The sequence below is a fragment of the Salmonella sp. SAL04157 genome (genome assembly GCF_046551635.1).
GTDB lineage: Bacteria > Pseudomonadota > Gammaproteobacteria > Enterobacterales > Enterobacteriaceae > Salmonella > Salmonella enterica.
On sequence record NZ_JBGDVS010000003.1, the window covers coordinates 122,939 to 146,655 of the forward strand.

Sequence of the window (23,717 nt, forward strand, 5' to 3'; positions counted from 1 at the left end):
TGACCGGGTCAACGCTTAAACGTTTTGCAGCGGTTAGCCGCGTCGCAGAAGGCGGAAAATCACCAGCACCACGATCGCGCCCACCACGGCGACCAGGAAACTGTGCAGATTAAAGCCGCTGATACTGCCGCCAATACCAAACATCGTCGCCAGCCATCCGCCAACGACCGCCCCGACGATACCGAGAATACAGGTCAGGATAAATCCCCCGCCATCGCGCCCCGGCATAAGCAATTTGGCGATAACGCCGGCAATCAAACCAAAAATAATCCAGGCGATAATTCCCATTTGCAAACCCTCTTTCCAGTAAAAACGTTTTAAGTATAGGCAAAGTCGAGCGTCGCATTTCTGAACACTGATTTATCTCGCGGACATAAAAATTTATTTATCGCTATTAAGTTCTTTCTACCGATGCCGATAACCCAACGATAGTCTGCGTATCAGGGGTTATTTCGTGTGAGTGGTTACAATGAGCAGTTCCTGAAAAAAAATCCATTAGCGATATTAGGCGTGCTACGGGATTTAAATAAAAATCAGGTTCCACTGCGTATTTCATGGGCGCATGGTCAATTCATCAGTAAAATTTTGGCGGTAGACCCGGAAAAACTCATCGTAGATTACGGCAGCCAGGAATATGAAAATAGCGCCGTATTACGTGCCGGGCAGGTAGCCATTATCGCAGAAACGCAGGGCGCAAAAGTCGAGTTCACGTTGCCGCAACTCGTTACAGGTGAATATCAGCGGCTGCCGGCCTTTATCACGCCCCTGCCGTCGTCACTGTGGTTTGTCCAGCGCCGGGAGTATTTTCGCATTGGCGCGCCGCTGTATCCGCCTTATTACGGCGTCACCACGCTACCGGACACCCATACGTTACGTTTTCGCCTGTTTGATCTTTCCCTGGGCGGCATGGGCGCGCTACTGGAATCCGCCATCCCCGACGGGCTAACAGAAGGCGCGCGCTTTTCGCAGGTTGAACTGAACATGGGGCAATGGGGGATTTTTCACGTTGACGCCCAGCTTATCGCCATCAGCGAGCGTAAGGTGATTGATGGGAAAAATGAAACGATCACCACTCCCCGCCTGAGCTTTCGTTTCCTTAACGTTAGCCCGGCGGTGGAGCGGGAGTTGCAGCGGATTATTTTTTCGCTTGAGCGCGAGGCCCGAGAAAGAGCGAATAAAGTGCGAGAATAATCTTCACACTAAACTACATGGCGTCCAGCGCCTGCTGAAGCTTCCAGATATAGCGCGGCGCCTGCGGCGCGGGATGATTATCAACAACATGCTCAAAAAACTCGTCCGCATCCAGATCGTTAATTTTTTCTATCGCCTTCTTCCTGTCGGATGAAAAAGTACGCAATAACGCGCCTGCGCCGTTAGCATAAGAGACGACCAGCGCATATTGCATCACCTGCGGATCTTTGATGCCGGCCAGCGGCCCATTTTCCAGAATGCTCAGATACGCCGCGCCCATTGAGATGTTACGCTCAGGGTTTTTCAGCTCGCTGGTGGTCGGTTCGCCACGCCAGCCCATGCGACGGTAAACGTCGCGCCCGGAGGTCGACGCCTTTAACTGCATCAGGCCAATCGCATTGGATTTACTGACCGCGTTAGGGTTGCCGCCGGATTCAATGGCGATAATCGCGGTGATTAAATGCGGATCAACCCCCCATGCCGCCCCGGCTTTTTCACTGATGGGCATCCACTGCATCGCACGCTTTACAGGCACTTCGGCATTCCACGGCGGATTCCTGTAATCCTGTTTTGAGCTACAGCCAGCGAGTATTACTACCAAAAAAGCAAACCATCTTAATTTCACGTCATCTATCCTTATAGCCGTAACTTATCTGCCGAAGAGGTCATACCGCCCCGGCCAGGTACTTAGGTTGCCTCCCTGGTGCGCATCCAGAAACGTCGCACAACGAGGGACATCGCCTAATATATGCGGCATGATATACATTTGCATTCTATTGTCAGCAAGGAATTACCATGTCTCTGTTTCATTTAATCGCCCCCTCGGGCTACTGTATTAACCAACAGGCCGCGTTACGCGGCGTTCAGCGCCTGACTGACGCGGGTCATCAGGTGGAGAATGACGAGGTGATTCGTCGCCGCTATCAGCGTTTTGCCGGTACGGACGCGGAACGGCTGGCCGATGTTAATTCGCTGGCCTCGCTAACTTCGCCGGATACGATCGTCATGCCGGTTCGCGGCGGCTATGGCGCCAGCCGCTTGCTGGATCGTATCGACTGGCAGTCGCTCGCCTCCAGGCAACAGCGCAATCCCTTACTGATTTGCGGTCATAGCGATTTTACGGCGATTCAGGCTGGACTCCTGGCGCAGGCCAATGTCATCACCTTTAGCGGTCCTATGCTGGCGGCAAATTTTGGCGCCGAAACGCTGAATACGTTCACCGAGCAACATTTCTGGCTGGCGCTACGCAAGGCGCAATTTACCGTAGAGTGGCAAGGCGACGGCCCTCAGTGCAACGCACAGGGCACCTTATGGGGCGGAAATCTGGCGATGTTGATTTCCCTTATCGGTACGCCCTGGATGCCGACTATCGATAAAGGAATTTTAGTGCTGGAAGATGTCAATGAGCGTCCTTTCCGGGTGGAGCGTATGCTTTTGCAACTGGAGTACGCCGGAATTTTAAACCGTCAGAGCGCCATCGTTCTCGGCAGCTTTAGCGGCGCGGCGCCCAACGAGTATGACGCTGGCTATTCTCTGGAGAGCGTCTACGCGTTTTTACGTTCCCGTCTGTCCGTTCCGCTGATTACCGGTCTCGACTTCGGGCATGAACAGCGTACGGTGACGCTCCCTATCGGGGCAAACGCGACGCTTAAAAATACGCGCCAGGGGACTCAACTCACTTTATCTGGCCATCCTACGCTGCAATTGTAAAAAAAGTCCCCGACAGGCTAAGTAAAACGCTGCCCTGGCCGTTATTATGTTAATGTTAAATAATACGAAGTCGTGTGAGTCAGGAGATATAAAACGTTGGATGCTGCAACAATTATTAGTCTATTTATTTTAGGTTCCATCCTTGTAACCAGCAGTATCCTGTTAAGTTCATTCTCATCGCGACTGGGTATCCCGATTCTGGTCATTTTCCTCGCCATTGGGATGTTAGCGGGGGTGGATGGCATTGGCGGTATTCCTTTCGATAATTATCCTTTCGCTTATATGGTCAGTAACCTGGCGCTGGCGATTATTTTACTCGATGGCGGCATGCGCACCCAGGCCAGCTCTTTCCGGGTAGCGCTGGGCCCCGCGCTGTCGCTGGCGACGCTCGGCGTACTGATCACGTCGGGTTTAACAGGTATGATGGCCGCCTGGCTGTTTCATCTGGATCTTATTGAAGGTCTGCTCATTGGCGCGATAGTCGGTTCCACTGACGCCGCGGCGGTCTTTTCTCTGCTTGGCGGCAAAGGGCTAAACGAACGTGTAGGCTCCACGCTGGAGATCGAATCGGGAAGTAACGACCCGATGGCCGTTTTTCTGACCATTACATTAATTGAGATGATCCAGAAACATGAAACCGGTCTGGACTGGATGTTTGCCGTCCATATTATCCAGCAGTTCGGTCTCGGTATTGTTTTTGGTCTCGGCGGCGGTTACCTGCTACAGCAGATGATCAACCGCATTTCTCTGCCCAGCGGCCTGTATCCGATGTTGGCGCTCAGCGGCGGTATTCTGATTTTTGCTTTGACGACCGCGCTTGAAGGCAGCGGTATTCTAGCGGTCTATCTGTGCGGATTCCTGTTAGGAAACCGCCCGATTCGCAACCGTTACGGCATCCTGCAAAACTTTGACGGACTGGCCTGGCTGGCGCAGATCGCGATGTTCCTGGTCCTGGGGCTGTTGGTGACGCCTTCCGATCTGTGGCCGATTGCCGTCCCTGCGCTCATTCTCTCTATCTGGATGATTTTCTTCGCCCGCCCACTGTCGGTGTTTACCGGCCTGCTGCCATTTCGCGGCTTCAATCTTCGGGAGCGCATTTTCATCAGTTGGGTCGGACTGCGCGGCGCGGTGCCGATTATTCTCGCCGTTTTCCCGATGATGGCCGGGCTTGAAAACGCTCGCCTGTTCTTTAATGTCGCTTTCTTTGTGGTACTGGTGTCACTGCTCCTGCAGGGAACATCGCTGTCATGGGCGGCGAAAAGAGCCAAAGTGGTCGTGCCTCCGGTTGGCTGGCCAGTATCGCGCGTGGGGCTTGACATCCATCCTGATAATCCGTGGGAGCAATTCATCTATCAGTTGAGCGCCGACAAATGGTGCGTCGGCGCGGCGTTGCGCGACCTGCATATGCCGAACGAAACCCGCATTGCCGCGCTATTTCGCAATAATGAACTGTTTCACCCCACGGGTAGTACTCGTCTGCAGGAAGGCGACGTACTCTGCGTGATTGGCCGGGAGCGCGATCTGCCAGCGCTGGGCAAATTGTTTAGCCAGTCGCCGCCGGTTTCGTTAGATCAGCGTTTCTTTGGCGATTTTATCCTCGAAGCGAATGCGAAATTCGCCGACGTGGCGCTTATCTACGGGCTGGAAGAAGGAACGGAATACCGGGATAAACAACAAACCCTGGGTGAAATCATACAGCAACTGCTGGGCGCTGCGCCGGTCGTCGGCGATCAGGTGGAGTTTGGCGGCATGATTTGGACGGTAGCTGAAAAAGAAGATAACGTGGTACGCAAGATTGGGGTGCGCGTCGCCGAAGACGAAGCAGAATAAGGTCGCCTGGCAACGTCGACCCGCCCCCAAGTGGACCGGTCGACGCCTTAGCCTGAATTAGGTTACGTTGTCACAAACGGCACACGCGGCGCTACGGCGCACAGTAGCTCATAGCCCAGCGTGCCTGCCGCAGAGGCGACATCATCGACCTTAATTTCTTTGCCCCATAATTCAACCGGCGTGCCGATTCCCGCCTGCGGACACGGAGTCAAATCCACCGCCAGCATATCCATTGAAACGGTGCCTACTGTTCTGGTACGGATACCGTCCACCAGCACGGGCGTCCCGGTCGGCGCATGGCGTGGATAGCCATCGGCATAACCCGCCGCGACGATGCCAATGCGTTGTTCCTGAGTCACAGAATACCCTCCGCCATAGCCTACCCTTTCACCCGCGCTCAGCGTCTGCACGCCAATAATTTCGCTACTCAGCGTCATCACGGGTTTTAGCCCGGTATCGGCAATATCCCGCCACTGTCCTGACGGCGACGCGCCGTACAAAATAATGCCTGGCCTGACCCAGTCATAATGCGCCTGGGGATGCCACAGCGTCGCTGCCGAATTTGATAACGAGTATGCACACTGCAGGCCTTCTGTCGCCAGCGCAATACGTCTCATCGCCTCCCCGATACCTTCCGGATGATCGGCCTGAGCAAAATGTGACATCAGGGTCATTTCACCGACATTGCGCATTGTCCGCAATTGCTGCCAGACGGTCTGCACCCGCTCAGGCTGAAAACCGAGTCGGTTCATGCCGCTGTTGACTTTGACATAGATATCCAGCGGCGCGTTAAGCCGCGCATTTTGCAGCGCTTTCAACTGCCAGTTACTGTGGATGCAGGTGGTCAGCCGATAAGTGTCATACGCCTCCAGGTCTTGCGCATGGAAAAACCCCTCCAGCATCAATATCGGCCCCTTCCACCCGCGTTCACGCAGGGTAATCGCCTCTTCAAGGTTGAGCATAGCGAAACCATCTGTGGCGCCCAGCGCGCTCCAGACGCGTTCAATACCGTGGCCGTAGGCGTTGGCTTTCACTACCGACCAGACGCGCGCCTCTGGGGCCGCCCGGCGCACAATAGCCAAATTTTGTTTCATTACCTGTAAATCAAGGCTGGCCTGTATAGGGCGGGTCATTTCACTTCCTTTATCAGTTATGCGCACTATGCAAACGTTGCGGGCGGGTGGGCGTAAAATCGGAACGGTATCGCGCCACGCTCAGATCGTCGTAGGGTATCGCTGGCGTACGACCCGACAAGATATCGCTTAACAACTGCCCTGAACCGCAGGCCATCGTCCAGCCTAACGTGCCGTGTCCAGTATTAAGCCACAGATTTTTATAACGGGTACGTCCTACTACCGGCGTGCCGTCCGGCGTCATGGGGCGCAGGCCGGTCCAGAATGTGGCCTGCTCAATATGACCGCCGCGCGGAAAGAGATCGCGCACAACCATCTCCAGCGTCTCGCGGCGTGGTTGCAGTAAGTCGGTATTAAAGCCCACGATTTCCGCCATTCCCCCCACGCGAATACGCTTATCAAAACGCGTAATAGCGATTTTGTAGGTTTCATCAAGAATCGTCGATACCGGCGCGCCGTCTGGCTCGACGATTGGGATGGTTAATGAATAGCCTTTCAGCGGATACACCGGGATATCAACAATGCCTTTAAGCATCGCCGTCGAATACGATCCAAACGCCATGACATACGCATCTGCTTTAATGATCTCATCGGCGCATTTCACGCCGTAAATCTGATCATTTTCGTACAGTAATTTTTCCACGGGAGTATTAAAGCGAAAGGTTACGCCCGCCTGCTCCGCCATGCGCGCCAGACGCTGGGTAAAGAGCTGACAGTCCCCGGTTTCATCATTCGGTAAGCGCAGTCCGCCGGTTAATTTATGCGCAACCTCAGCCAGAGCGGGTTCAACTTCCGCCAGTCGGCTGGCTTCCAGGAGCTGATACGGCACCCCGGCATCTTCCAGCACGGCGATATCACGGGTGGCGTTCTCATACTGTTGCGCGGTGCGAAAGAGTTGTAGCGTTCCCCCCTGGCGGCCTTCATATTCGATACCGGTCGCGGCGCGTAGCGTTTTCAGACAGTCGCGACTATATTCCGCCAGACGCACCATGCGGCCTTTATTTTCCATATAATGCCGGGTATCGCAGTTACGCAGCATTTGCCACATCCACTTCAGTTGAAACGGGGTGCCATCCAGACGCACCGCCAGCGGCGCATGGCGCTGGAACATCCATTTTATCGCCTTCAGCGGTACGCCAGGGGCCGCCCAGGGCGCCGCATATCCCGGTGAAATTTGTCCGGCATTCGCCGCGCTGGTTTCTTGCGCCGGGCCGGATTCGCGATCGATGACGGTGACATCATGCCCCGCCTGACTCAAATACCAGGCGCTGGTCACGCCAACTACGCCACTCCCCAGGATGACAACTCGCATAGCCACTCCGTTAATAGTAAAAGAACAATCTTCTGATTACATCTTGATAACCCAGATGAAAATATTATTCAACATATGACTTTTTTATGGTGACGTGCTTCACATATACCCTAAAGACAAGCGATCCCACTGGTTTGGGATCTCCTGCTACGCGGCATGGCTATACAGCATAAAATGATGCCAATACCCGTTTTTTTGCCGTTCAGAGTGGAGGAAATCGCAAAGAAAAGTTTTCACGATCAAGTCGTTTTTTAACATGGTGTTCTATGCTTGAAAGGAGGCGCTCCATACAGATAGCGTCGCCAACAATGAGGGTGCGCGAATGGCAACGATTGATTCCATGAACAAGGACACCACACGTTTGAGCGATGGACCCGACTGGACATTTGATCTGCTGGATGTCTATCTGGCAGAGATAGACCGCGTGGCGAAACTCTACCAACTGGATACTTACCCGCACCAAATTGAAGTCATCACTTCCGAACAGATGATGGACGCCTACTCCAGCGTCGGGATGCCGATCAACTATCCGCATTGGTCGTTTGGCAAAAAGTTCATTGAGACGGAACGTCTGTATAAGCATGGTCAACAAGGACTGGCTTATGAAATTGTGATCAACTCTAATCCCTGCATTGCCTACCTGATGGAAGAGAATACCATCACCATGCAAGCGCTGGTCATGGCGCACGCCTGTTACGGACACAACTCCTTTTTTAAAAATAATTATCTCTTCCGGAGCTGGACGGATGCCAGCTCTATCGTCGATTACCTGATTTTCGCCCGAAATTACATTACCCGCTGTGAAGAACGCTACGGAGTGGATGAAGTAGAAAAACTGCTCGACTCCTGCCACGCGCTGATGAATTACGGCGTCGATCGTTATAAGCGCCCGCAGAAAATCTCGTTGCAGGAAGAGAAAGCGCGACAAAAAAGCCGGGAAGAGTATCTACAAAGCCAGGTGAATATGCTGTGGCGCACGCTGCCAAAACGCGAGGAAGAAAAAACTGTCGCCGAAGCACGCCGCTTTCCCGCTGAACCGCAGGAAAACCTGCTCTATTTTATGGAGAAAAACGCCCCGTTGCTCGAGCCGTGGCAGCGCGAAATTCTGCGCATCGTGCGTAAAGTCAGCCAGTATTTTTATCCGCAGAAACAGACGCAGGTCATGAACGAGGGCTGGGCGACCTTCTGGCACTACACCATCTTGAACCATCTCTATGATGAAGGCAAAGTGACGGAACGCTTTATGCTGGAGTTTTTACACAGCCATACCAATGTCGTATTCCAGCCGCCCTATAATAGCCCCTGGTATAGCGGAATTAACCCCTATGCGCTCGGCTTTGCCATGTTCCAGGATATCAAACGTATTTGTCAGTCGCCCACGGATGAAGATAAATACTGGTTTCCGGATATTGCCGGTTCCGACTGGCTGGAAACGCTGCACTTCGCCATGCGCGATTTTAAAGATGAAAGCTTTATCAGTCAGTTCCTGTCGCCAAAAGTGATGCGTGATTTCCGTTTCTTCACGGTACTTGATGATGACAGGCATAATTATCTGGAGATCTCCGCCATTCATAACGAAGAAGGTTATCGGGAGATTCGATCAAAACTGTCGTCACAGTATAACCTGAGCAACCTGGAGCCGAATATTCAGGTCTGGAATGTGGATTTACGTGGCGACAGATCGCTAACGTTGCGTTATATCCCGCATAACCGCGCGCCGCTGGATAAAGGCCGCAAAGAGGTGCTGAAACATGTGCATCGGTTATGGGGCTTTGATGTGATGCTGGAGCAACAAAATGAGGATGGCAGCGTAGAACTGCTGGAGCGTTGTCCGCCGCGCATGAACATGCTGTAATCGAGATGCTGCCCGGTAGTGTTTGCGCTTACCGGGCATCGCGGGATTATCGTCCCTGAATCGCTAAATCGCCGGGCAGATTTTTCTGCATCCGATGCCAAATCTCGCCGCTGTCATGCCCGTAACGCCGCACCGTTTCATACACCTGGTCGTGCGCGCCCTGCTCGCATAACGACGATAATTTATGATAGAAACCCAGTGCCAGACTGCGCGCTTCCGGATTGGCGAAATAGTGGCGACCAATGCGGGTGTATAACCCTTTCATGCCGTTCAGGATCAAGCCGTAAATAGGATTGCCGGAGGCGAATGCCAGACCACGAAAGATGTTATAGTCCAGATCGGCGAATGCATCGGCATGGTCGGCCACTTCGTGGGCTGTGGCCAGCACTTCCTGCGCCTTATCCGGGTGTTGACGCAACGCGGTACGAATAAAGATAGTAGAAATATTGGTACGCACCGACAACAAATTGTCGATCAGTTGCGGAACGCTTTCATGATCAAGGCGGGCCAGCGTTTCAAGGATATTCAGCCCTGACGTTTCCCAAAAATTATTAACCTTTGTCGGTTTGCCATGCTGAATGGTCAGCCAGCCATCTCGCGCCAACCGCTGTAACACCTCGCGTAATGTCGTGCGCGTCACGCCGATCAGTTCGGAGAGTTCTCGTTCTGCCGGTAAGATAGTGCCAGGAGGAAAGCGGTTATTCCAGATACTTTCAATAATATACTCTTCCGCGAAACCCGCCGGGCTCTGCGCCTTAATGACCATAGTGAGATTTCCATTACACAGCAAAACATAGTTGCACTCATCATACCAGACGGGCGTAACACCTGATAGCGGACGCAATGAAGAAAAAGGGGATCAAGGCACCATTTCTGATATCACCTGCCAATATCGTTAAGGACTTGCTTGCATTCGTCGCGCTCGCTACTCTCTGTGTTTAAACATAAAAACGCTATTTCATTTTTCTAGGTAAGGAAAAATTTCATGGAGATCTCATGGGGTCGCGCCATGTGGCGCAACTTTTTAGGCCAGTCGCCCGACTGGTACAAACTGGCACTACTTGTCTTTTTAATTGTTAACCCATTCATTTTCTTAGCTAATCCCTTTGTTGCCGGTTGGCTGCTGGTGGCAGAGTTTATCTTCACCCTGGCGATGGCGTTAAAGTGTTACCCCCTGCTGCCCGGCGGGTTACTGGCCATTGAAGCCGTCATCATCGGCATGACCAGCGCCGCCCATGTACGTGAAGAGGTTGCCGCCAACCTGGAAGTCTTGCTGCTGCTGATGTTTATGGTGGCAGGCATCTACTTTATGAAGCAGTTATTGCTGTTTATTTTTACCCGTCTGTTACTCAGTATCCGCTCGAAGATGGTTCTGTCGCTGGCCTTTTGCGTCGCCGCCGCGTTCTTGTCGGCTTTTCTTGACGCGCTTACCGTCGTTGCGGTGGTGATCAGCGTCGCCGTCGGTTTTTACGGGATTTACCATCGTGTGGCCTCATCGCGCGGCGAAGAGAACGATATGCTGGACGATAGCCATATCGATCCGCATTACAAAACGGTGCTGGAGCAATTCCGCGGATTCTTGCGTAGCCTGATGATGCATGCGGGCGTGGGGACGGCGCTGGGCGGCGTCATGACCATGGTCGGGGAGCCGCAAAACCTGATCATCGCTAAAGCGGCTGGCTGGCATTTCGGCGACTTCTTTTTACGGATGTCGCCTGTCACCGTCCCGGTACTGATATGTGGACTGTTAACCTGTATGCTGGTCGAGAAAATGCGCTGGTTTGGCTATGGCGAAACGTTGCCCGAAAAAGTCCGCGACGTCTTGCAGCAATTCGACGATCAAAGCCGTAAGAAGCGCACCCGCCAGGATAAAATTAAACTAATAGTCCAGGCAATTATTGGCGTCTGGCTGGTTACCGCCCTCGCCCTCCATCTCGCGGAGGTGGGGCTGATTGGTCTGTCGGTCATTATTCTGGCCACCGCGTTAACGGGTGTCACCGATGAACACGCCATCGGCAAAGCGTTTACCGAGTCGCTGCCGTTTACTGCGCTGTTAACCGTTTTCTTCTCCATTGTGGCGGTTATTATCGATCAACATATTTTCGCGCCGATTATTCAGTTTGTCTTGCAAGCCTCTGAACACGCGCAGCTAACGCTGTTCTATCTCTTTAACGGCCTGTTGTCTTCCATTTCGGATAACGTCTTTGTCGGCACCATTTATATCAACGAAGCGAAGGCGGCAATGGAAAACGGCGCTATCAGCTTAAAACAGTTTGAGCTGTTAGCCGTGGCCATCAATACCGGTACTAACCTGCCATCGGTAGCGACACCAAATGGTCAGGCGGCATTCTTATTCCTGCTGACCTCCGCGCTGGCGCCGTTAATCCGTCTCTCTTATGGCCGTATGGTCTGGATGGCGTTACCGTACACTATCGTACTGACCCTGATAGGGCTACTGTGCGTCGAATTCACTCTTGCGCCGGTCACCGAATGGATGACTCAGGCAGGATGGTTAGCAACGCTTTCGTAACGTTTGGCCGGGCAATACACCGCCCGGCTCCGATTTTTGCCTGATAATTATCCAATTACGCATTATTTCATTTCCCGCTAGTGGCGCACGAATTGAATTGGTTTACACTGCGGTCTCTACGCATGTTGCAGGGAAATTATTATGTTGCGATTTTTAAACCAGTGCTCACGGGGTCGGGGCGCATGGTTACTGATGGCGTTTACCGCCCTGGCGCTGGAAATGGTGGCGCTGTGGTTCCAGCACGTCATGTTACTTAAACCTTGCGTGCTATGTATTTACGAGCGTTGCGCCCTGTTTGGCGTGATGGGCGCGGGTCTGGTCGGCGCAATAGCGCCGAAAACGCCGCTGCGATACGTGGCAATGGTTATCTGGATTTACAGCGCCTGGCGGGGTCTACAACTGGCGTATGAACATACGATGATTCAGTTGCATCCCTCGCCGTTCATGACCTGTGACTTTATGGCGCGCTTTCCAGACTGGTTGCCGTTGGGTAAATGGCTGCCGCAGGTGTTTGTGGCATCCGGTGATTGCGCCGAACGCCAGTGGTCGTTTTTAACGCTGGAGATGCCGCAATGGCTGTTGGGGATCTTTGCCGCTTACCTTGTGGTGGCGATAGCCGTCGTCATAGCCCAGGCATTTAAGCCTAAAAAACGCGACCTGTTCGGTCGTTGATACACACGCTCCTTCGGGAGCGTTTTTTTTGCCCGAAGCGTTGTTTGCCAGTGATTGAAAGGTGTATATTAAATACATCTTTTAATCACCACATCAGGGAGATGTCTTATGTCCCACTTACGCATCCCGGCAAACTGGAAAGTTAAACGCTCTACCCCCTTTTTCACCAAAGAAAATGTTCCGGCGGCACTGCTCTCTCATCACAACACAGCGGCAGGCGTTTTCGGACAACTCTGCGTGATGGAAGGCACCGTGACCTACTATGGCTTTGCGAATGAAACCGCGACAGAACCCGAAGTGAAAGTGGTGATTAATGCCGGGCAATTCGCCACCAGTCCGCCGCAATACTGGCATCGGGTAGAGCTGAGCGATGATGCGCGGTTCAACATTCATTTTTGGGTAGAGGAAGACCATCAGGGCGAGGAAATGTATCAACAGAAAAAAGCCTGACATCGGTAAACCAGTCACCACTGGGCGGCGTCCCGCCCAGTAGCCAGGTAATTGATGGCGCTAATTAAACGCTAGAGTAGTTTAATTTTAACGTGGTATCCCTCAAGCCCTTTCATCGTTTCTCGCGGCGCGAACTCTATTTCGGAAACCTCTTGCCCGGTTTTCTTCCGTAGTTCGGCAACCTTTTTGCTAATGAGTGCCGCGATTTCCTCTTCTGCTTTATGTGTCAACTCTTCGCTGTTCATTGATTTCCTCCTTTGAGCTCGCAAACGGCTAAGCGCAAATAAGACAGTGTCGTCATGGACGCGCTACTATTTTAACGTACAAAAAATTATAGGCTATCTTTCTGAGGATTATCAGGATGTTTCGCTTTAGAAGATGCAAAAAACCGCCTGGCACAGACGGTGCATCAGGCGGTTGGTTAATAGCACAAGACGCTATCTACGAGGATCTTCAACCTCATTCTGGGTATCCGGGTCGAGAGGATCGTCTCCCTCTGGTGTATCCGGAATATTTTCACCAGGAAGCGGCTCATCCTCTGGTAATGGATCGACTAAATCAGGACGTTCAGACATAAAGCCTCCAACGAACCATAGTTATTAAAGATACCCTACAGCACTACTTTTGGTTTTTCTTTGGATTTTTTCCTTCGTCTTCGGGTGTCTTATCAGGCTTCCTGGGCTGATCCTTTGAAACGCGCAACGGTTGGTTATTCATGGAGTAACTCCTCAGGATAGGCAGCGATATACTGCTTTGAAAGTATAGAGTCGCCGCCATACGTGCGCGAGCGCAGCGACAAGGCGCGTCAGGGAAGAATAGAAGGCAGTGATAACGCCAGGTGACGGAATTTGCACGCAATTCCTGATTTCAGGGGCCGCCCGGCGTAAATTAAAGAATTGTAAACAATCAGCCGTTTTGCCGAAGACTTATTCTGCCCACGACGGTTTATTTAAAATATGATCCTGCCAGTCCCGTACTTCAGATTCTTTAACCGCGATATGACGGACAGAAATTCGCTCGCCATGCATAGCGGCTTTCGATCCAGTCAGCAGCGGATGCCACGTCGGCAAGGGCTTACCTTCCGCCAACAAACGGTAGGCGCAGGTCATCGGCAACCATTCAAAGTCTGGCAAGTTTTCGCGAGTGAGTTTGATACAGTCGGGTTCAAATTCAAAACGGCGTTCATAATGACGGCACTGGCACGTTTTGATATTTAATTGCCTGCACGCCACGTTGGTGAAGTAGATTTCATCTGTATCTTCATCCATCAGCTTATGCAGGCAGCATTGACCGCAGCCATCGCACAGCGACTCCCACTCGGCATCGGTCATTTCATCCAGGGTTTTACGTTGCCAGAAAGGTGTATCGCTCATTAAAGTATCCGCCATTGCACTAAAGCTGCACCTTATAACCAGTCTGGCCTGCAGATGCAAGTTTTACCGCCGCTGAAGGCGGCAAGCAGATTTTACAGAACGCGGGTAGACAACGTTTCGCCATTAAAACGAATGTCCAGCTCATCGCCGCTTAATAATGGCCCCACGCCTGCCGGCGTGCCGGTTAGCACCACGTCCCCGGCTTTGAGCGTAAAATAGCGGCTCATATAGGCGATAAGGGGCACAATAGGATGAATCATATCCGCGGTCGACCCTTGCTGGCGAACCTCGCCATTAACGTTAAGTCCGATAAGCGTATTTTGCGGATCGCCGCAGAAGGCCGCGACAGGGATGAAGCCTGAAATCGGACATGCGTTATCAAAACCTTTGGCTTTTTCCCAGGGCTGTCCGGCCTTTTTCATTTTCCCTTGAATATCGCGCAGGGTTAAATCAAGCGCCACGCCATAACCGGCTATCGCTTTACGTACATGATCTTCGGTCGCCTGGCGGAGCGTTGCGCCAATCAGCACAGCAAGCTCAACTTCATGATGAACAGCGCCCATATCCGCCGGAATCGCCAGCGGCTGGCGAATATCACACAATGCGGTTTCCGGCTTGATAAAAAGCACGGGTTCTTCCGGCGTCGCGCTGCCCATCTCCTTGATGTGATTTGCGTAATTACTGCCCACGCAGACCACTTTACTTACCGGGTAATCAAGCAAGGCGCCTTGCCAGTTACGATGTTGATACATATTTTCCCCTAAGATCATGATGGAATTCAGGCGCGGCGCCGAATACCGTTTAACGGTCAGCGTGCGACGTATTTTGTCCCACCGAAGAAAGATGTTGTTTCAGCAAATCTTCCGGCGGCGGCGGCAATTGTAAATAATAGCCCTGCTCGCTTAACGCCTGTTTTACTTTTTCGAGCTCAGCATTGACTAATTTTTTACGTCCATCAAGCGGCAGCATCATCGCTAACTGCGGCTGACCGAATCCTTTCATCAATGCTTCAGGCACCCGCGAAAAATCGTCTTTTTTTTCGACATACAAATAGGTTTGATCGCGCTTGCTACTTCTATAGATCACACAAAACATACTTTTACTCTGAATTAACGGGATGGTGACTTGCCTCAATATAATACTGACTATAACATGCCTTCTGGACTTCGGAATATCACTCCGTATCGGAGATGATAAATAGCAAATTGAGTAAGGCCAGGATGTCAAACACGCCAATCGAGCTTAAAGGCAGTAGCTTCACCTTATCAGTGGTTCATTTGCATGAAGCGGAACCAGAGGTTATTCGTCAGGCGTTAGAAGACAAAATAGCGCAGGCTCCTGCGTTTTTAAAACACGCCCCTGTCGTTATTAACGTTAGCGGTCTTGAAAGCCCGGTAAACTGGCCGGAACTGCATAAGATCGTGACCTCAACCGGCTTACGCATTATCGGCGTGAGCGGCTGTAAAGACGCCAGCCTGAAAGTAGAAATCGATCGGATGGGTCTTCCTTTACTGACTGAAGGTAAAGAGAAAGCGGTTCGGCCTGCGCCCGTTGAGCCGGCAACGCCCAGCGAACCGCCGCAAAACGCTAATCCCATCACAAAAACGCGATTAATTGATGTTCCGGTTCGTTCCGGTCAGCGCATTTATGCTCCACAATGTGATCTGATTGTTACAAGTCACGTCAGCGCTGGCGCAGAGCTTATCGCTGACGGCAATATCCATGTCTATGGCATGATGAGAGGTCGCGCGCTGGCAGGAGCGAGCGGCGATCGGGAAGCGCAAATTTTTTGTACCCATCTGACGGCAGAACTGGTCTCTATCGCAGGTGTTTACTGGCTGAGTGATAAAATCCCGGCAGAATTTTATGGCAAAGCGGCGCGCCTGCGTTTAGCAGACAACGCTTTGACAGTTCAACCGTTGAATTGATCCCTTTTTAACAAGGAATTTTTATGGCACGCATTATTGTTGTTACTTCGGGTAAAGGGGGCGTTGGCAAGACCACCTCCAGCGCGGCCATCGCTACAGGTTTGGCCCAGAAGGGAAAGAAAACTGTCGTCATTGATTTTGATATCGGACTGCGTAACCTCGATCTGATTATGGGGTGCGAACGTCGTGTCGTTTACGATTTTGTAAACGTCATTCAGGGCGATGCGACACTGAATCAGGCGCTGATCAAAGATAAGCGTACTGAAAATCTCTTCATTCTTCCGGCGTCGCAGACCCGGGATAAAGACGCGCTAACGCGCGAAGGCGTCGCTAAGGTACTGGACTCACTGAAAGCGATGGACTTTGAGTTCATCGTTTGCGACTCGCCGGCGGGTATCGAAACCGGGGCGCTGATGGCGCTCTATTTTGCCGATGAAGCGATCATCACGACCAACCCGGAAGTCTCTTCTGTCCGTGACTCAGACCGTATTCTGGGTATTCTGGCATCGAAATCTCGTCGCGCAGAAAATGGCGAAGAACCGATTAAAGAACATCTTCTGTTGACGCGCTACAATCCAGGCCGCGTCAATAAAGGCGACATGCTCAGCATGGAAGATGTACTGGAGATTCTGCGTATTAAACTCGTCGGGGTGATCCCGGAAGATCAATCCGTACTGCGCGCATCGAACCAGGGCGAACCGGTGATTCTTGACGCCACTGCGGATGCGGGTAAAGCCTATGCAGATACCGTAGATCGTCTGTTGGGAGAAGAACGTCCTTTCCGCTTCATTGAAGAAGAGAAGAAAGGTTTCCTCAAACGCCTGTTCGGAGGATAAATTATGGCATTACTGGATTTTTTTCTCTCGCGGAAAAAGAGTACCGCTAATATTGCAAAAGAGCGGTTGCAAATCATTGTCGCGGAACGTCGCCGTAGCGATGCCGAACCGCATTATTTACCGCAGTTACGTAAAGATATTCTTGAGGTCATTTGTAAATACGTACAAATCGATCCGGAAATGGTTACCGTCCAGCTTGAGCAAAAAGATGGTGATATCTCCATCCTTGAACTTAACGTAACGCTGCCGGAAGCCGAAGAGTCAAAATAAGCTCTTTTATGGGAAAATTCCTGGATTAAAAAAGGCAGAAGAATCTGCCTTTTTTATTTTTTTACATTATTCCGAATACGGACGTTTATTTCACTGGCCGTTTTCCCGGCAATTACCGTCGTTAACGCGGATACTCCTGCAACAGAAGAGTTAACTTCTCCGCCATCAGTTCGGCGCGCCAGCCGGAAATCAATTCCGGTTGCCCATTTTGCGGTTTTAATTTCCAGTGCCAGTTAAGCAACTGATTAATCTGCCGACGCGATGCCAGTAGCTCGCCGCTGACGTGATGCGACGCGCTCACCTCCGCCACCAGCGCTTTGATGGCCTTAAACGCTTTGCGATAGCCCGGCATGTCCATCAGATTCAACAGGGGTTCCGGCAATGCCTCTTCCGGTAACGCCTGTGCTTTCGCCACCAGCGATATCAACGTCTTGCCGTGAAAACGAATCTCGCTGCCGGAAAGCCCCAGGCTATCCAGCTCACCGAGACTGCCCGGCATATAACGCGCGACCGCCCACAGGTTTTCTTCACGCACAACAAAGTTCACCGCCATATCGCGCTCACGCGCCTTACGCAGCCGCCAGTCAGCTAAAAGTTGCAGACAGGCTAACTGGCGGGTACGCAGTTGCCAGGCATTAGTGATATCCCGCCATGCCTCTTCCGGCGCCTGAATCTCCTGACGACGCTGCTGCATCAATCGGCATTCATCAAGCGCGGCAGGCAGCCATCCTGCGGCTTCAGTTTCAATCATCAGCTTTTTGGCGATCGGTAACAGATACCAGACATCCGCCGCCGCGTATTCACACTGACGCTCGCTTAAAGGCCGGGCTAACCAGTCGGTACGAGATTCGCTTTTATCCAGCGCCACGCCCGTATACTCTTCTACCATCGCCGCAAAACCCCACGACAGCGGACGCCCGCAAAACGCCGCCAGAATTTGCGTATCAATCAGGGGTTCCGGCAGTTCACCAAACGCATTCAGAAATACTTCCAGATCTTCGCTACCCGCGTGCAGAAATTTGGTGATTCCCGTATCGCGCAACACCGCTTTTAACGGCGACCAGTCGCTGATGCCGAGCGGATCGATCAGGGCGACATTTGCCCCGTCAAATAACTGGATCAATCCTAACTGCGGGTAATAGGTGCGGGTACGGACAAATTCCGTATCTAAAGCAATAGCCGGACATGCGCGGACAGCCTCACACAGGCTCGCCAGCGCATCGTCCGTTTCAATCATTTGGTAATTCAAATCGTGTTCTCTTTGGTTCGCGCCAAAAAAAACGCCGGCTTAACCGGCGTCTCTCGTTAGCTGACTTAACGCTCAGGCTTTATTGTCTACTTTGCCACGGGCTTCGTCACGCAGTTCTCGTCGTAAAATTTTCCCAACGTTAGATTTTGGTAATTCCTCGCGAAACTCGACCTGTTTGGGCACCTTATATCCGGTCAGATGGCGACGGCAGAAGGTGATCAACGCATCGTCAGTCAATGCCGGATCTTTCTTAACCACAAAAAGCTTCACCGCTTCGCCGCTACTACCGGAAGGCACGCCAACCGCCGCGACTTCCTGCACGCCAGAATGCTGCATCACCACATCTTCAATTTCGTTTGGATAAACGTTGAAACCAGAAACCAGAATCATATCTTTCTTACGATCGACAATCCGCAGAAAGCCGTCTTCATCCATAACCGCAATATCGCCCGTATGCAGCCAACCATCTTTAATGATTTCATCCGTCGCGTCAGGACGCTGCCAGTATCCCAGCATAACCTGAGGGCCTTTCACGCAAAGCTCTCCGGCCTCACCCGGCGCGACTTCGTTATCATCGTCATCCACCAGTTTGGCTTCTGTTGACGGTACAGGCAGGCCGATACTGCCGCTGTGATAATCAATATCATGCGGGTTGACGCTCACCAGCGGGGCGCACTCGGTCAGCCCGTAGCCTTCCAGCAGGTATTGCCCGGTCAGCTTTACCCAACGTTCCGCAACGACGTTTTGCACCGGCATCCCGCCGCCGGCTGACAGATGCAGCGAAGAAAAATCCAGCTGTTGAAACTCTTTATTATTGAGCAGGGCGTTGAATAGCGTATTAACGCCGGTCATCGCCGTAAATGGATATTTCGCCAGCTCCTTGACCAGGCCGGGGATATCACGCGGATTGGTAATCAGCAGGTTTTGCCCACCCAGCTCGATAAAAAGCAGACAGTTCATGGTTAAGGCAAAAATGTGATACAGCGGCAGCGCGGTCACTACCAGCTCTTTCCCCGGGTGCAGCAGCGGCCCATAGGTCGCTTTCACCTGCTCCAGATTCGCCAGCATATTGCGGTGGGTCAACATCGCGCCTTTCGCCACGCCCGTCGTACCGCCGGTATATTGCAGGAAAGCCAGATCTTCAGCGACAACCTCGGGTTTGACATACTGCATACGGTAGCCATGCTGTAGCGCGCTGCGAAACGAGATCGCATCTGGCAAGTGGTATTTTGGCACCAGACGCTTGATGTATTTCACGACAAAGTTAACAACCGTACCTTTGGCGGTAGAAAGCTGGTCGCCCATCCGCGTCAGAATAACGTGCTGTACCGACGTTTTCTCGACTACTTTTTCCAGCGTATGGGCAAAGTTAGAAACAATAATGATTGCCGCCGCGCCGCTATCGTTAAGCTGATGCTCAAGTTCGCGCGGCGTGTAAAGCGGGTTAACGTTCACCACAATCATGCCGGCGCGTAAAATACCAAATAGCGCGACGGGATACTGCAACAGGTTTGGCATCATCAGCGCCACACGGTCGCCTTTTTTGAGTCCCAGCCCTTGTTGTAAATAAGCCGCAAATGCCCGACTACGTTCTTCTAATTTACGGAAGGTCATTACCTCCCCCATATTAACGAACGCAGGCTGATCGGCATAGCGCGTCGCCGCATGTTCAAACAGTTCAACCAGGGATTGATAACGGTCAGGGTTGATCTCCGCCGGAACATCAGCAGGATAACGGTTAAGCCAAACCTTCTTCAATGCATCACCTCTAAAATGAGTGTTCGTCGTCATCACAACCCCAGTTAATAAACAAGTCGTTAACATTATATTAACTCAGCGTACCAGTTTATTAATTACGCAACTGAAAGGTTGCGAAGCGCGTCACTATTTATTTTTATTATGTCTCTATGAATGCAGAAACAGCGGACCAGCCGCTGTTTCTTTTATTGATAAAACAAAGAGTTACTCTGTTACTATCGTCTGAACCTCTGCGGGTCCAGGGTTATACCACCCCCAACCGCCATAGCCATAAGGCCAGGCGCGTCCGCCGTAAAACCACGGATCGATCGGCTGTGGAGGCATGACGACCTGCTGAACAAGATGCCAGCGTTTATAGCCGGTAGCCTGCATCAGCATAAATTTATACGGCGTATTGCCGATTTTACCGTCAACCGTGCCGGTTATCGGGCCGACAACGGTAACTAACTGGCCACGGAAGTCCACCGGGTCCAGAAAACCGTTCACATCGGCAAAAATTCTGCCGCGCGAGGCTTCGCCCAGAACAGGACGCGCGCCGCTGTCGAGCGGTACGGTCGCGATTTCAAGCCGGGTTTTTCCCTGCTGATTTTGTACCGCCACAACTTTGCCGCCAAAACGCGCCTCTTGCCCGATATAGAGCTGCGGCGCATTCATCACCCGCACCAAATCCTGCTGCGGCGTCGGACTCGAACCTTTAATGGCATCCGGGATAGTCACGCAACCGCTCAGCATAAGTGCAAAAGCGCACGCCAGCGCCCCTTTTATTAACCGTTTTTGAACCGCCATGATGCGACTCCTTTTTCTCGACCTCTATTCCACCCCACAGCATAAAGTATGGGGGGTAATAGTAGTGAGAGTCATTCTTTGCCGGGAAGTTTCTTCCACGCCACTTCGTTACGCAAATAAACCGGCTCGGCATGTTCCACGGCAACGGTCTCTCCTGCCGCCAGCTTTTGACTGGCGATGGGTAACATATCTTCCGCTGCCGGGAGCGACACCTCCCCATCATGAAACGTCAGGCCGCACTCCTTCGCCAGATCGGGCCAGGCGGACCAACCCGTTCCTACGGTCGCCCACTCGCCGGAAAGCTGTTTCAACCGCTCGCCGACCCGTTCCGGTTTCAGCACCGCTTCCGTCTCTTCGCCCTGCCAGACGCCCTGCGCATCACGCTGGTATTCCGCCCAGTACACTTCGCCCATCCGCGCGTCAATCGCGGCGAGTACGCGGGTCGCGCCGGTTTTACGCCACGCGCCCTGCGCCATCGTGGCAAGCGTCGAAACACCGATCATCGGCAGATTTGCCCCTAACGCCAGCCCTTGCGCAATACCAATGCCGATACGCACGCCGGTAAAGCTGCCCGGACCGCGCCCAAACGCCAGCGCATCTATCTCATTGAGCGAGACGCCGCTGGCGGCCAGAATCTCCTGCACCATGGGCAGGATACGTTGAGTGTGTTCTCGTGGACAAAGCTCAAAGTGAGCATTGATAGTACCGTTGTTCCACAGGGCGACAGAACAGGCCTCTGTGGCGGTATCGATAGCCAGAATTCGCATGAGGTTTCGTGCTTAGATCAATAAAATAGCGCGCATCTTACCATACTCCGTAACAAATTACTCGGCGGATGGAATCGCAAGAAAGCGAACGGCACGGGCGATATCACGCGTGCGCGGCGCAGGAGGCAGGCTGGCGAGAAACGTGGCGCCATAGGGCCGCATCACCAGCCGGTTATCACAAATCACTAACACCCCGCGATCGTCCGCATCGCGAATCAGCCGCCCTACTCCCTGCTTCAGCGTAATCACCGCGTCGGGCAGTTGAACCTCATCAAACGGATCGCCGCCGCGCAAACGACAGTCTTCCATTCGCGCTTTTAACAACGGGTCGTCCGGGGAAGTAAACGGCAATTTGTCGATAATCACCAAAGATAACGTATCACCGCGCACGTCCACCCCTTCCCAGAAGCTGCTGGTGGCGACGAGCAGCGCGTTGCCGGCGCTAACAAATTGCTGTAACAGTTGGCCTTTACTGGTTTCCCCTTGCAACAATACCGGCAGCGTCATGGTGGCGCGAAACTGCTCCGCCAGATCGCGCATCATGGCGTGTGAGGTGCACAGCATAAAACATCGCCCGTTATTGGCTTCGATAATCGGCCTGAGCATAGCCGCCAACTGTCGCGCCGCGCCGGGCTGGTTGGTTTGCGGTAGGTTACGCGGTACGCAGAGTAACGCCTGGCGCGTATAGTCGAATGGGCTGGGCAGTAGCATGGATTCTGCCTGTTCAATTCCCAGACGGGCGGTAAAGTGGTGAAGATCATCATTTACCGACAACGTGGCCGAGGTAAAAATCCAGCTACCGGGCTTCTGTTCCATCACTTCTTTGAATTTGTCCGCCACGGTGAGCGGCGTCAGCGCCAGGGTGAAATGGCGCGAGGTGCACTCATACCAGTAGCTGTATCCCGGCTGATTGATCTCTTTTAAGCGTTTCAGCCGTGAACGGTATAGCGTGGCGCGTTCAAAAGCCGCATCCAGCAGCGCCGAACGGCCCAGCGACAGCTTCGCCACGTCGTAACAAAGCTCCAGCGTATCATCCAGCAGTAAAAATGCCCGTTGGATACGTGGGTCGGCTAACAGTTCACGCAAATTTCCCCGGTAGCCGGGCTCCCCCAGTTGCAGACGAAAATCCTGGGCGCTCTGGGCAAGGCGATCGGCGCATTTTTGCAACTGTTGAGTGTCTTTCAGTTCCGTCCGGTAGGCGATGGTGATGTCTTTTGCTAAATCCAGCAACTGACGGCTGGAGAGCGATTGTCCGAAATACTGGCTGGCGATGTCAGGCAGTTGGTGGGCTTCATCGAAGATCATTACTTCAGCCTGAGGGATAAGTTCGCCAAACCCGCTCTCTTTAACCACCATATCCGCAAGAAAAAGGTGGTGGTTTACAATCACCACATCCGCGTCCATCGCCTTTTTACGCGCTTTCACCACAAAGCACTCTTTGTAGAGCGGGCAATCGCTGCCAAGGCAGTTGTCGTTGGTACTGGTGACCAGCGGCCAGGCCTGGGAATCCTCCGCCACGCTGACGCAGGTGCTGATATCGCCATCCTGCGTCTGATTTGACCAGGAGCGCAGCAATATCACGTCGCTTAACGTTTGTACCGGTAAATCGCCGCCCGCCAGCGCTTGTTGTTCCAGACGCTCCAGGCAGAGGTAGTTTGAACGTCCTTTCAACAGGGCCGTCTTACCGGTAAACGCCAACGCTTTTGCTACCGTCGGCAGATCGCGGCTGTAGAGTTGATCCTGCAACGCTTTCGACCCGGTCGAAATAATGACTTTTTTCCCGGCGCGCAACGCCGGAGCAAGGTAAGCATAGGTCTTCCCGGTTCCGGTGCCGGCTTCAACAACCAGAGGCTGCGCATTTTCAATCGCTTGTGTTACGGCAACCGCCATTTGTCGCTGTGGTTCGCGCGGTTTAAAGCCGGTTATCGCTTTGGCCAGTTGGCCATCTGCTGCAAAATCGTCCGTCACACTGCCCCCTGTTAATTTGCACAGGGATTATGTCAGGGTAGAAAGGCTTACGCCAGTTACAGAGGTGACGGCGGCGCCACATTGTGGCAGTCTTGAACC

At 52.6% G+C, this 23,717-nt stretch carries 25 protein-coding genes; 10 read left to right on the top strand and 15 right to left on the bottom strand.

Annotated features, from left to right (window positions below; genetic code table 11):
• Positions 1 to 33 precede the first annotated feature (33 nt).
• Complete coding sequence (locus tag ACLJRE_RS07280; RefSeq protein WP_000511320.1) at positions 34 to 288, bottom strand: GlsB/YeaQ/YmgE family stress response membrane protein; 255 nt, start codon at positions 286 to 288, stop codon at positions 34 to 36.
• A gap of 168 nt (positions 289 to 456) precedes the next feature.
• Between ACLJRE_RS07280 and ycgR the strand changes: the two genes are divergently transcribed.
• Positions 457 to 1,191, top strand: a complete 735-nt coding sequence (gene ycgR / locus ACLJRE_RS07285; RefSeq protein WP_000017411.1) for a flagellar brake protein YcgR — start codon at positions 457 to 459, stop codon at positions 1,189 to 1,191.
• A 13-nt stretch (positions 1,192 to 1,204) separates the two neighbouring features.
• Here ycgR and emtA read toward each other — a convergent pair whose 3' ends face one another.
• Positions 1,205 to 1,816, bottom strand: coding sequence for a membrane-bound lytic murein transglycosylase EmtA (gene emtA / locus ACLJRE_RS07290; protein WP_000776974.1), 612 nt, complete (start codon positions 1,814 to 1,816; stop codon positions 1,205 to 1,207).
• A 170-nt stretch (positions 1,817 to 1,986) separates the two neighbouring features.
• On the opposite strand from emtA, the gene ldcA reads away from it, so the two are divergent.
• Both ldcA and ACLJRE_RS07300 read left to right on the top strand, forming a co-directional pair.
• Positions 1,987 to 2,901 carry a muramoyltetrapeptide carboxypeptidase gene (gene ldcA, locus ACLJRE_RS07295; protein WP_023212660.1) on the top strand — a complete coding sequence of 305 codons (915 nt, stop codon included), beginning with the start codon at positions 1,987 to 1,989 and terminating at the stop codon, positions 2,899 to 2,901.
• A gap of 96 nt (positions 2,902 to 2,997) precedes the next feature.
• Positions 2,998 to 4,731, top strand: a complete 1,734-nt coding sequence (locus ACLJRE_RS07300) for a potassium/proton antiporter (RefSeq protein WP_000338376.1) — start codon at positions 2,998 to 3,000, stop codon at positions 4,729 to 4,731.
• A gap of 62 nt (positions 4,732 to 4,793) precedes the next feature.
• Here the strand turns inward: ACLJRE_RS07300 and dadX are convergent, their stop codons facing one another.
• A complete protein-coding gene (gene dadX / locus ACLJRE_RS07305; protein ID WP_023212661.1) occupies positions 4,794 to 5,864 on the bottom strand; it encodes a catabolic alanine racemase DadX in 1,071 nt (356 codons plus the stop codon).
• Between the two features lie 13 nt (positions 5,865 to 5,877).
• A complete protein-coding gene (locus tag ACLJRE_RS07310; RefSeq protein WP_001266935.1) occupies positions 5,878 to 7,176 on the bottom strand; it encodes a D-amino acid dehydrogenase in 1,299 nt (432 codons plus the stop codon).
• Positions 7,177 to 7,498: 322 nt separating this feature from the next.
• Between ACLJRE_RS07310 and ACLJRE_RS07315 the strand changes: the two genes are divergently transcribed.
• Positions 7,499 to 9,031 (top strand): SpoVR family protein, encoded by a 1,533-nt coding sequence (locus tag ACLJRE_RS07315; protein WP_000190831.1) that lies wholly within the window; start codon positions 7,499 to 7,501, stop codon positions 9,029 to 9,031.
• 46 nt (positions 9,032 to 9,077) lie between these two features.
• On the opposite strand, the gene fadR is transcribed toward ACLJRE_RS07315, so the two are convergent.
• Complete coding sequence (fadR, locus tag ACLJRE_RS07320; protein WP_000234826.1) at positions 9,078 to 9,797, bottom strand: fatty acid metabolism transcriptional regulator FadR; 720 nt, start codon at positions 9,795 to 9,797, stop codon at positions 9,078 to 9,080.
• 219 nt (positions 9,798 to 10,016) lie between these two features.
• On the opposite strand from fadR, the gene nhaB reads away from it, so the two are divergent.
• From nhaB to ACLJRE_RS07335, 3 genes are all read left to right on the top strand, one after another.
• Positions 10,017 to 11,561, top strand: a complete 1,545-nt coding sequence (nhaB, locus tag ACLJRE_RS07325) for a Na(+)/H(+) antiporter NhaB (RefSeq protein ID WP_410957347.1) — start codon at positions 10,017 to 10,019, stop codon at positions 11,559 to 11,561.
• 141 nt (positions 11,562 to 11,702) lie between these two features.
• Positions 11,703 to 12,233, top strand: a complete 531-nt coding sequence (gene dsbB, locus ACLJRE_RS07330; protein ID WP_000943475.1) for a disulfide bond formation protein DsbB — start codon at positions 11,703 to 11,705, stop codon at positions 12,231 to 12,233.
• 108 nt (positions 12,234 to 12,341) lie between these two features.
• Positions 12,342 to 12,683, top strand: coding sequence for a DUF1971 domain-containing protein (locus tag ACLJRE_RS07335; RefSeq protein ID WP_000018967.1), 342 nt, complete (start codon positions 12,342 to 12,344; stop codon positions 12,681 to 12,683).
• A 71-nt stretch (positions 12,684 to 12,754) separates the two neighbouring features.
• Here the strand turns inward: ACLJRE_RS07335 and ACLJRE_RS07340 are convergent, their stop codons facing one another.
• The 5 genes from ACLJRE_RS07340 to ACLJRE_RS07360 all read right to left on the bottom strand — a co-directional run bounded on the left by ACLJRE_RS07340 (position 12,755) and on the right by ACLJRE_RS07360 (position 15,151).
• Positions 12,755 to 12,928, bottom strand: coding sequence for a GnsA/GnsB family addiction module toxin (locus ACLJRE_RS07340; RefSeq protein WP_001083582.1), 174 nt, complete (start codon positions 12,926 to 12,928; stop codon positions 12,755 to 12,757).
• A 192-nt stretch (positions 12,929 to 13,120) separates the two neighbouring features.
• Entirely contained in the window at positions 13,121 to 13,258 is a 138-nt protein-coding gene (locus tag ACLJRE_RS07345) for a hypothetical protein (protein WP_001519337.1), read from the bottom strand.
• A 351-nt stretch (positions 13,259 to 13,609) separates the two neighbouring features.
• Positions 13,610 to 14,056: a YcgN family cysteine cluster protein gene (locus ACLJRE_RS07350; RefSeq protein ID WP_001285703.1), complete on the bottom strand. Its 447-nt coding sequence runs from the start codon at positions 14,054 to 14,056 to the stop codon at positions 13,610 to 13,612.
• A 92-nt stretch (positions 14,057 to 14,148) separates the two neighbouring features.
• Entirely contained in the window at positions 14,149 to 14,808 is a 660-nt protein-coding gene (locus tag ACLJRE_RS07355) for a fumarylacetoacetate hydrolase family protein (protein ID WP_023196939.1), read from the bottom strand.
• A gap of 49 nt (positions 14,809 to 14,857) precedes the next feature.
• Entirely contained in the window at positions 14,858 to 15,151 is a 294-nt protein-coding gene (locus ACLJRE_RS07360) for a YcgL domain-containing protein (RefSeq protein WP_001537109.1), read from the bottom strand.
• Positions 15,152 to 15,276: 125 nt separating this feature from the next.
• On the opposite strand from ACLJRE_RS07360, the gene minC reads away from it, so the two are divergent.
• From minC to minE, 3 genes are read left to right on the top strand one after another with little or no spacing between them, the layout of a single operon-like run.
• On the top strand, positions 15,277 to 15,984 hold the full coding sequence (gene minC, locus ACLJRE_RS07365; RefSeq protein WP_000072527.1) for a septum site-determining protein MinC: 708 nt from the start codon (positions 15,277 to 15,279) through the stop codon (positions 15,982 to 15,984).
• Between the two features lie 23 nt (positions 15,985 to 16,007).
• Positions 16,008 to 16,820, top strand: a complete 813-nt coding sequence (gene minD / locus ACLJRE_RS07370; protein WP_000101047.1) for a septum site-determining protein MinD — start codon at positions 16,008 to 16,010, stop codon at positions 16,818 to 16,820.
• A gap of 3 nt (positions 16,821 to 16,823) precedes the next feature.
• Complete coding sequence (minE, locus tag ACLJRE_RS07375; RefSeq protein ID WP_001185666.1) at positions 16,824 to 17,090, top strand: cell division topological specificity factor MinE; 267 nt, start codon at positions 16,824 to 16,826, stop codon at positions 17,088 to 17,090.
• A gap of 121 nt (positions 17,091 to 17,211) precedes the next feature.
• On the opposite strand, the gene rnd is transcribed toward minE, so the two are convergent.
• The 5 genes from rnd to ACLJRE_RS07400 all read right to left on the bottom strand — a co-directional run bounded on the left by rnd (position 17,212) and on the right by ACLJRE_RS07400 (position 23,618).
• Complete coding sequence (gene rnd, locus ACLJRE_RS07380) at positions 17,212 to 18,339, bottom strand: ribonuclease D (RefSeq protein ID WP_001109124.1); 1,128 nt, start codon at positions 18,337 to 18,339, stop codon at positions 17,212 to 17,214.
• Between the two features lie 72 nt (positions 18,340 to 18,411).
• Positions 18,412 to 20,097 (bottom strand): long-chain-fatty-acid--CoA ligase FadD, encoded by a 1,686-nt coding sequence (gene fadD / locus ACLJRE_RS07385; RefSeq protein WP_000758418.1) that lies wholly within the window; start codon positions 20,095 to 20,097, stop codon positions 18,412 to 18,414.
• 204 nt (positions 20,098 to 20,301) lie between these two features.
• Complete coding sequence (locus ACLJRE_RS07390) at positions 20,302 to 20,883, bottom strand: Slp family lipoprotein (protein WP_000290594.1); 582 nt, start codon at positions 20,881 to 20,883, stop codon at positions 20,302 to 20,304.
• Between the two features lie 71 nt (positions 20,884 to 20,954).
• Entirely contained in the window at positions 20,955 to 21,650 is a 696-nt protein-coding gene (gene tsaB, locus ACLJRE_RS07395) for a tRNA (adenosine(37)-N6)-threonylcarbamoyltransferase complex dimerization subunit type 1 TsaB (RefSeq protein WP_023212662.1), read from the bottom strand.
• A 57-nt stretch (positions 21,651 to 21,707) separates the two neighbouring features.
• Complete coding sequence (locus ACLJRE_RS07400; RefSeq protein WP_000128796.1) at positions 21,708 to 23,618, bottom strand: ATP-dependent DNA helicase; 1,911 nt, start codon at positions 23,616 to 23,618, stop codon at positions 21,708 to 21,710.
• Positions 23,619 to 23,717 lie beyond the last annotated feature (99 nt).

What these genes read in the sequence shown, in the direction of transcription:
- ACLJRE_RS07280 (WP_000511320.1), bottom strand. Translation starts at nt 288, where the DNA reads ATGGGAATTATCGCCTGGATTATTTTTGGTTTGATTGCCGGCGTTATC.
- ldcA (WP_023212660.1), top strand. Translation starts at nt 1,987, where the DNA reads ATGTCTCTGTTTCATTTAATCGCCCCCTCGGGCTACTGTATTAACCAA.
- dadX (WP_023212661.1), bottom strand. Translation starts at nt 5,864, where the DNA reads ATGACCCGCCCTATACAGGCCAGCCTTGATTTACAGGTAATGAAACAA.
- ACLJRE_RS07310 (WP_001266935.1), bottom strand. Translation starts at nt 7,176, where the DNA reads ATGCGAGTTGTCATCCTGGGGAGTGGCGTAGTTGGCGTGACCAGCGCC.
- ACLJRE_RS07315 (WP_000190831.1), top strand. Translation starts at nt 7,499, where the DNA reads ATGGCAACGATTGATTCCATGAACAAGGACACCACACGTTTGAGCGAT.
- fadR (WP_000234826.1), bottom strand. Translation starts at nt 9,797, where the DNA reads ATGGTCATTAAGGCGCAGAGCCCGGCGGGTTTCGCGGAAGAGTATATT.
- nhaB (WP_410957347.1), top strand. Translation starts at nt 10,017, where the DNA reads ATGGAGATCTCATGGGGTCGCGCCATGTGGCGCAACTTTTTAGGCCAG.
- dsbB (WP_000943475.1), top strand. Translation starts at nt 11,703, where the DNA reads ATGTTGCGATTTTTAAACCAGTGCTCACGGGGTCGGGGCGCATGGTTA.
- ACLJRE_RS07335 (WP_000018967.1), top strand. Translation starts at nt 12,342, where the DNA reads ATGTCCCACTTACGCATCCCGGCAAACTGGAAAGTTAAACGCTCTACC.
- ACLJRE_RS07340 (WP_001083582.1), bottom strand. Translation starts at nt 12,928, where the DNA reads ATGAACAGCGAAGAGTTGACACATAAAGCAGAAGAGGAAATCGCGGCA.
- ACLJRE_RS07345 (WP_001519337.1), bottom strand. Translation starts at nt 13,258, where the DNA reads ATGTCTGAACGTCCTGATTTAGTCGATCCATTACCAGAGGATGAGCCG.
- ACLJRE_RS07350 (WP_001285703.1), bottom strand. Translation starts at nt 14,056, where the DNA reads ATGAGCGATACACCTTTCTGGCAACGTAAAACCCTGGATGAAATGACC.
- ACLJRE_RS07355 (WP_023196939.1), bottom strand. Translation starts at nt 14,808, where the DNA reads ATGTATCAACATCGTAACTGGCAAGGCGCCTTGCTTGATTACCCGGTA.
- ACLJRE_RS07360 (WP_001537109.1), bottom strand. Translation starts at nt 15,151, where the DNA reads ATGTTTTGTGTGATCTATAGAAGTAGCAAGCGCGATCAAACCTATTTG.
- minC (WP_000072527.1), top strand. Translation starts at nt 15,277, where the DNA reads ATGTCAAACACGCCAATCGAGCTTAAAGGCAGTAGCTTCACCTTATCA.
- minD (WP_000101047.1), top strand. Translation starts at nt 16,008, where the DNA reads ATGGCACGCATTATTGTTGTTACTTCGGGTAAAGGGGGCGTTGGCAAG.
- minE (WP_001185666.1), top strand. Translation starts at nt 16,824, where the DNA reads ATGGCATTACTGGATTTTTTTCTCTCGCGGAAAAAGAGTACCGCTAAT.
- ACLJRE_RS07390 (WP_000290594.1), bottom strand. Translation starts at nt 20,883, where the DNA reads ATGGCGGTTCAAAAACGGTTAATAAAAGGGGCGCTGGCGTGCGCTTTT.
- tsaB (WP_023212662.1), bottom strand. Translation starts at nt 21,650, where the DNA reads ATGCGAATTCTGGCTATCGATACCGCCACAGAGGCCTGTTCTGTCGCC.